Origin of the sequence: Bradyrhizobium sp. (genome assembly GCF_019244115.1) — a bacterium.
GTDB lineage: Bacteria > Pseudomonadota > Alphaproteobacteria > Rhizobiales > Xanthobacteraceae > Bradyrhizobium.
The window spans coordinates 1-6,783 of sequence record NZ_JAFATE010000549.1; the positions used below are offsets into that span (position 1 = coordinate 1).

The window sequence follows — 6,783 nt, forward strand, 5'->3', positions numbered from 1 at the left end:
TGATCGCAATTTGAACGATTCGTTCAATTAGCAAAGAAGGAAGCTTTGCAACGTTACGCTCTCCGATGGGGAGTGCGCCATGAGCGAAGCCGAGTTTGAGCGATTGCTGGATGCGGTGAGAACGGCTATTGAGCCGATCCCTGGGGAGGACGTCATGTCGCGTTTGATGCCGTTCAACCGCACGCCGCCGCGTCCGGCCAATGACAACGATCTGGCCTGGCCCCTGTTTGCATTCCCGGCGGGCTGGAACGCGGCCTGCTGAAGCGCGGTGACATGTTACCTCGCGTGCGAAGCTGACGATGTCGACGCTATTCGCCTGCGGCTCCCGAATTATTTGCAACCAGCGCGATCGAGCGCGCATTTCGTCCGGCGGCTGTCCGGGATCGGGCGCCATGCGAAGGCGCATATTCTGTCGTGCGCCTTCGCTGCGATCCGTCGGCGCATCGCGTCTTCACGTTTGGCGATGGCATCCAACGGAGATGATCTGCTGCGTGCGGCTCTGCCGTCGTGGCGGCCGGTGGCGCAATGAAACCGGGGGCGTCGGGCGCCCAACAACGCGGGATGCCTATGCCGCGCCAAACAATGTTGACTTGAATCAAAGAGTTAAGAGTGGAGGCCACGACCAGAATTGAACTGGTGTAAACGGTTTTGCAGACCGCTGCGTAACCACTCCGCCACGTGGCCCTACGGGTGTTTCCATAGACGGCGCAGAGGCTTGTCGCAACTGAAACTATTCCACTCATCGAATAGTTTTGGCACATCTCCCAAAATGTTCGTCTGGACGTCGTGGGGTTCGCGCTGAACGGGATCGGCCGCTTTTCGCCTTCGCGCGGGATCTGGACGGAGTGCAAGGACGACCGCGGCACCAAGTCTAAACCGATCCCCGGCCCTCATCTCGTCTACAGCTTTCTGACGACGTCGCCGAACGCAGTTGTCGCACCGATCCACCGGAAGACCATGCGTGTGTTCCTGGGCACGGACGAGGAGCGCGCTGTGTGGCGCGCGCCTAGGACGCGGCGAAGGCGCTACAGCGGCCATTAGCTCATCACGCGCTCAGATCAGAATCGTCCTACGCGGCGCGGAGAAAGGGGACAGGACTGCCGCCGCATGAAATAACCGATCGCGACGCGCCTGTGCGATCCCGGCTGCGGCTATTTCGGCGCTTCAGTCTGGCTGCTTGAACCCGTCGTCAGCGGTTCGCCCGGAGGATGAGCGGAAGCGGCGGGCTTGTCTTGATTGCCCACGTACCCCGATGCTCCAGAATTGCGGGTCTTGACCCCTTTGTCTGCCTCGCGCTGCATCTGCTCGCTGGGCTCACTCGTCTTGATGCTTTTGTCTGCATCGCGGTGCATCTGGTCACTGGTCTGCTCGCTAGGGGCCGTCTGCTGCTGTTGCGCGGTTGCAGGGAAGGCGATCGCGGTTCCGGCAACTACCACGGCAAGAATTGAGGCACGCATGGCTCTTCTCCCGTCGGTTATCCAGATGCAGGTAACGCGCGAAGTTCTGCAGGTTTCCTATGATCGCCGTCTTTTGAAGCGGAGTCCTGGTTCGGGCGTTTCGGCGTTGCTCATGCATGCTCGCTTGGCTCAGTCGGCGAGTTGTGCGGCGAGGTCCAAGTTTCCGGTCGACCTGGCCAGTGGAACGCGTGGAAAAAGATCACGCCGCTCCGCTTGATGCTCCTCCGTCCGTGTTAGCAGGCAGAACTGCATGGACCGAGTGATTCGGCCGGAGCGATTCGATGCTGATGCTTGTCCCGAGATCCCAGGCGATCCGCACCCTGAAGGGCTGGGCGACCGCCGTTCTGCTCGATGCCGGCGCGATCCGCGAATGCGAGGAGCACGGCTGGATGGTGGACCGCGGCAACCCACACGCCCGCGATCACGCCTTCGAGATCGCCCGCCGAGATTTGCCGCCAGGTATCTCGTCCAACGCGGCGGCGGTGGTGATCGCGGAAGTGCTCGAGTCGATGGGCGATAGTTGCCCTGAGTGCTTGTCCGACTAAATCTGGCAGGAATACTGGTCAGCTACTCCGGTCCGCGCCAGGAAAAGCGGTCTGATCTATGTGCAACTGCTGCTCCATGCGCAGGGACATCCTGGCAACCCGCAAAGCCGCGGGTTCGCAGCTACCGAACGACTCGCATCCGCTATTTTTCTTCTTCCATGGTGACGGCCACGGCACCGACCGCGGACAGGCGAACCTGGTTTCCTTCCACATCCGCGACGAGGCTCCGGTCGATGAAGTGGTGATGGCCCTTATGGCTTCCCTCGCCGCTATCCTTTTTGGTCAGCTTGATGCGGTTGCCTTCGATCCGATCGATCGTGCCGATGTGAACGCCATCGGCGCCGATGATTTCCATATGCTCCTTGATCTCGGTCATCGCACTCCTCTCGTCGTCTGTTGAGCCCCGCTTTCGGTGTCGACGTCCTGTCCGCTTCGGCCCTGTCTGGGACCAAAAATCCCCCTCGACATTTGCCCGGGATCGCTGCGCTCCTCCAAAAGCCCTATCGTCAACCACAGGCTGGGCTTTTCTGTTCCAGCACGACCGACAGTTCAGGTCTCCGGGTTTCGAAGCGGGCTGAGAAGCAGCTAACGCCCAAGCAGATGCCAGAACAGCACCAGTGCTGCGGCGAGCAGCACCCCCATGACGATGCGGTGGATGATCCGGTTCATCGAATAGCCCTGTTGCGCGACCGGCGCCGCCGGCGCTGTACGTCGACGGACGTGGGGGCTCGATCATATCGACGAGAGAGGTGAGCCGTCCCACAGCGGAGCGAAGCAATCCAGACTGTCACCGCGGTGACGGTCTGGATTGCCTCTGCGCTTCGCGCCTCGTAATGACGGTGTTGGCTGTTTGACATTTTTGAACCAGAAATGATGTTCCTGCGCATGCACAATGCGGGCGCGGAGGCCGGAGTCTTATCCGCGGCGGCGCCGCCGAAAATCCGGCCGCGGTTTTGGCTTTGGCGTGAGCTCCGGATGGGTTTTTTCGACCTCGCGATAGCGCGCCAGCATCCGCTCGAAGCTCGCGTTCAGCGTGGTCGCGATGTCGAGGCGCTTCTCGAGCGTCGCGATCAAGAGGCCGACCGCCTCGATGGTCGACAGCGTGTCGCGGCGCGGCTCGCGGCGGAGCCGGCCGTAACGCGACGGGTGCGCGGGATTGAGGATCACGCGCTGGCATTTCAGCATCCAGGGATTGCGCCACCACAGCGCCTTGGCCTGGCTCCAGGTGCCGTCGAGCACGATGACGCCCTCGATGCGGTCGAGGATGGCGCGCTGGTTCTCCGCCATCTCGCCCTTGCGGGTCAGCGCGATGACCTCGCGCTCCGCATGCAGCGCCTCCGCGCTTGCAGAACCGAGATAAAGGATCGCCCAGCGCGCGGGATTTTCGACCGGCCGTCCCAGCGCCTTCGCGAGACTCGGCCACGACAGCCCGATCTTGACCACCGCACCGGGAAAATGCTGCGCAGCCAGCCGCGCGGTGCCGAGCGCCCTGTCCTGCTCCTGCGGATGCTGCAGGATCAAGAGCGACAGCCGGTTCTTGATCGGCGCCACGCTGTCGCAGACGCAAAGGGGCGGCGGTTTGAGGCAGCGCGGACACTCCGCGCCGGCCTCGCCGGCAATGTTTTCGCTCTCGGCCTGTTCGGACATCGGTCGGCTATACGCCGCCCGCGACGCCCCGACAACCGCGCAAAACCTATTCCGCGGGCGCGACCACGACCGCACCGGGATTGTCGCGCCGTCGCCGCATCCGATCGATCAGGAGGTAGATCACCGGCGTCGTGTAGAGGGTCAGAATCTGCGACACGAAGAGTCCGCCGATGATGGTGATGCCGAGCGGCCGGCGCAGCTCGGTGCCCGGCCCGGTCGCGATGACCAGCGGAATGCCGGAGAACAGAGCCGCCATGGTCGTCATCAGGATCGGGCGGAAGCGAACCCGGCAGGCCTCAAAAATCGCCTCCGCGGAGGACAGGCCGTGCTGGCGCTCGGCCTCCAGCGCAAAGTCGACGATCATGATGCCGTTCTTCTTGACGATCCCGATCAGCAGGATGATGCCGACGAACGCGATGATGGTCAGCGGCGTATTCGTCACCAGCAGAGCAAGCAGCGCCCCCAGTCCGGCCGAGGGCAGTGTCGAAATGATGGTGAGCGGATGCGCGAGACTCTCATAGAGCACGCCAAGCACGATATACATCGCAACCAGCGCAAACAGGATCAAGAGCGGCTGCCGCCCAGAGGCCTTGTTGAAGTCGCCGGCATTGCCGTCAAAGGTGCCGCGGATGCCCTCGGGCATGTGAAGTTCATCGACCGCGCGCTGGATGTTGGTGGTTGCGACCTGCAGCGGCACATCGGGAAGCAGATTGAACGACACCGTGGTCGAAATCAGCGACTGGGTGTGGAAGACGCCGAGCGGCGACAAGCCGCGTTCGTAATGCACCACGGCGGACAGCGGCACCTGCGTGCCGCCGGTGCCTGCCACGAACACGCGCTCGAGATTGGTCGGATCGGTCTGGAATCTCGGATCGGTCTCCAGCACCACCATGTACTGGTTGCGCTGCGAGTACATGATGGAGATCTGGCGCTGCGAGAAGGCATTGTTGAGCGCGTTGTCGATATCCTGCACCCGCACGCCGAGCCGGGACGCCGCCTGGCGATCAATCTTGAGCGTCAGCTGCAGCCCGCCGGGATCGCGGTTCGAGGACACGTCGGTAATGCCCTCGACCGTCTCCATGCGCTTGCCGACGATCGGCGCCCATTTCGTCAAGAGATCGAGATCGGTGCTGAGCAGCGTGTACTGATATTGCGAATCGCTCTGCCGTCCGCCGGCGCGGATGTCCGCCACCGCGACCATGAACAGGCGGATGCCGGGCACGCGATAGAGGCTCTTGCGCAGCCGGTCGATCACGGTCTCGGTCGGCACGTAGTCCCGCTGTTCCGGCGGTTTCAGGTTGATGAAGATCGAGCCGCGATTGGAGGTGGGCGGCCCGCCGGGGCCGCCGCTACCGACAGTCGATCCGATCCCCTCCACCGCCGGATCAGCCATCACGATGTCGGCGATCTCCTGCTGCAGCTTGAGCATCGACTGGAACGAGATGTCGGGCGAGGCCCGCGTCGCGCCGAAAATGAATCCAGAGTCGTCGCTCGGAAAATATCCCTTGGGCACCTTGATGTAGAGCAGCACCGTCACCGCGATGGTTGCCAGGAACATGATCATGGTCAGAAAAGGGAAGCCAAGCACGGTGCGCAGCGTGCGCGCATAAAAATCCACCATCCGCGTCAGCGAGCCTTCGATGAGGCGATCGTACCAGGTTGCCCGGTCGGAGGTGCTTTCCTTCACATAATGCGCACAGATCATCGGCGTGATGGTGAGCGACACCAGCGTGGACACGACGATGGCGAAGGTCAGCGTGAGGGAAAATTCGCGCAAGAGCCGCCCGACGATGCCCTCCATCAGGATCAGCGGCGTGAAGGCGGCGATCAGCGACAGGCTGATCGACAGCACCGTAAAACCGATCTGCCGCGCGCCCTCGCGCGCCGCCGCATAGGGCGGCATGCCATGCTCGAGGTTGCGGAACATGTTCTCGATCATGACGATGGCGTCGTCGACGACGAAGCCAACCGAGATCGCCAGCGCCATCAAGGAAAGATTATTGATGGAATACCCGGCGAGCCACATGCCGGCGCAGGTCCCGGCGAGCGCCAGTGGCACCGAGACGCCGGCGGCGACCGTCGGTGCCGTGCGCCGCAGGAAGGTGAACACCACGACCATGACCAGGATCGCGGTGGCGAGCAGCGTGAACTGCATGTCTCTCACGCTCGCGCGGATCGTCGTGGTGCGGTCAACCAGCGTCGAAACGTCGATGCCGGCCGGAATCCACTGCTTCAGCTCCGGGAGCAGCGCCTTTACCCGGTCGACGGTGTCGATCACATTGGCATCGCCCTGCTTGGTGATCTGGATGAGCACCGCCGGCTGCTTGTTGAACCAGGCGATCGAGCGGACGTTGCGGACGGAATCCTCAACCTCTGCGACATCGGCGAGCCGGACGAAATTGCCACTGGCGCTCTTGACCAGGACGTTGCGGAACTCCTCCGCCGTGCGCATCTGCGGATTGATCGAAATCGTCTCGCTCAGGCGTCCGCCATTGAAGATGCCGACCGGCCCGAGCGGATTGGCGTTGACGATTGCGAGCCTGACATCGTCGGTGGCGATCCCCGCATTCGAGAGCGCGACCGGATTGAGCGCGATCCGCACCGCCGGCTGGTCGGCGCCGGTCACGGTGACATCGCCAACGCCGGGCACCTGGGACAGCCGCTGCGCCAGCACGCTGTCGGCCACGTCGTAGATTGCGCCGGTGGTCATGGTCCTCGAGGTCAGGGCCAGCACGAACACCGGCTGTGCCGACGAGTTGGCCTTGCGGAAGCGCGGCAAGGCCGGCAGATCGCCGGGCAGGTCGGCCAGAGAGGCATTGATGGCGGCCTGCACGTCGCGCGCGGCGCGGTCGATGTCGCGGCCGATCGTGAACTGCAGCTGGACGACCGAGACGCCGAGCGTAGAGGTCGAGGTGATCTGGTCGATGCCCGCGATCGCGCCGAGATGCCGCTCCAGGGGGGCTGCGACCGTCGCGGCCATGACGGAGGGATCCGCGCCGGGTCGGGTGGCGACCACCCAGATCGCGGGGAAGTCGACGTTGGGAACGGAAGCCACCGGCAGGAAGGCGTAGGCGACGCAGCCGACCAGAAACAGTCCGATCGAGAGCAGCGTGGTCCCGACCGGCCGACGGATG

General features: G+C 63.4%; 6 protein-coding genes and 1 tRNA gene. 2 read left to right on the top strand and 5 right to left on the bottom strand.

Annotated features, from left to right (window positions below; translation table 11 throughout):
- The first annotated feature begins 79 nt into the window (after positions 1–79).
- Complete coding sequence (locus JOZ76_RS24250) at positions 80–262, top strand: hypothetical protein (protein WP_291702772.1); 183 nt, start codon at positions 80–82, stop codon at positions 260–262.
- Between the two features lie 348 nt (positions 263–610).
- Here the strand turns inward: JOZ76_RS24250 and JOZ76_RS24255 are convergent.
- Positions 611–684: transfer RNA gene (locus JOZ76_RS24255), tRNA-Cys, on the bottom strand.
- A 467-nt stretch (positions 685–1,151) separates the two neighbouring features.
- A complete protein-coding gene (locus JOZ76_RS24265) occupies positions 1,152–1,457 on the bottom strand; it encodes a hypothetical protein (RefSeq protein WP_291702774.1) in 306 nt (101 codons plus the stop codon).
- 281 nt (positions 1,458–1,738) lie between these two features.
- On the opposite strand from JOZ76_RS24265, the gene JOZ76_RS24270 reads away from it, so the two are divergent.
- Complete coding sequence (locus JOZ76_RS24270) at positions 1,739–2,002, top strand: hypothetical protein (RefSeq protein WP_291702776.1); 264 nt, start codon at positions 1,739–1,741, stop codon at positions 2,000–2,002.
- 142 nt (positions 2,003–2,144) lie between these two features.
- Here the strand turns inward: JOZ76_RS24270 and JOZ76_RS24275 are convergent, their stop codons facing one another.
- The 3 genes from JOZ76_RS24275 to JOZ76_RS24285 form a co-directional block, all read right to left on the bottom strand.
- Positions 2,145–2,378 (bottom strand): DUF2171 domain-containing protein, encoded by a 234-nt coding sequence (locus tag JOZ76_RS24275; protein ID WP_291702778.1) that lies wholly within the window; start codon positions 2,376–2,378, stop codon positions 2,145–2,147.
- 539 nt (positions 2,379–2,917) lie between these two features.
- Entirely contained in the window at positions 2,918–3,649 is a 732-nt protein-coding gene (locus JOZ76_RS24280; protein ID WP_291702785.1) for a tRNA-uridine aminocarboxypropyltransferase, read from the bottom strand.
- Positions 3,650–3,695: 46 nt separating this feature from the next.
- Positions 3,696–6,782, bottom strand: a complete 3,087-nt coding sequence (locus tag JOZ76_RS24285; RefSeq protein ID WP_291702787.1) for an efflux RND transporter permease subunit — start codon at positions 6,780–6,782, stop codon at positions 3,696–3,698.
- Position 6,783: the final 1 nt, after the last annotated feature.

What these genes read in the sequence shown, in the direction of transcription:
- JOZ76_RS24275 (WP_291702778.1), bottom strand. Translation starts at nt 2,378, where the DNA reads ATGACCGAGATCAAGGAGCATATGGAAATCATCGGCGCCGATGGCGTT.
- JOZ76_RS24265 (WP_291702774.1), bottom strand. Translation starts at nt 1,457, where the DNA reads ATGCGTGCCTCAATTCTTGCCGTGGTAGTTGCCGGAACCGCGATCGCC.
- JOZ76_RS24250 (WP_291702772.1), top strand. Translation starts at nt 80, where the DNA reads ATGAGCGAAGCCGAGTTTGAGCGATTGCTGGATGCGGTGAGAACGGCT.
- JOZ76_RS24280 (WP_291702785.1), bottom strand. Translation starts at nt 3,649, where the DNA reads ATGTCCGAACAGGCCGAGAGCGAAAACATTGCCGGCGAGGCCGGCGCG.
- JOZ76_RS24270 (WP_291702776.1), top strand. Translation starts at nt 1,739, where the DNA reads ATGCTGATGCTTGTCCCGAGATCCCAGGCGATCCGCACCCTGAAGGGC.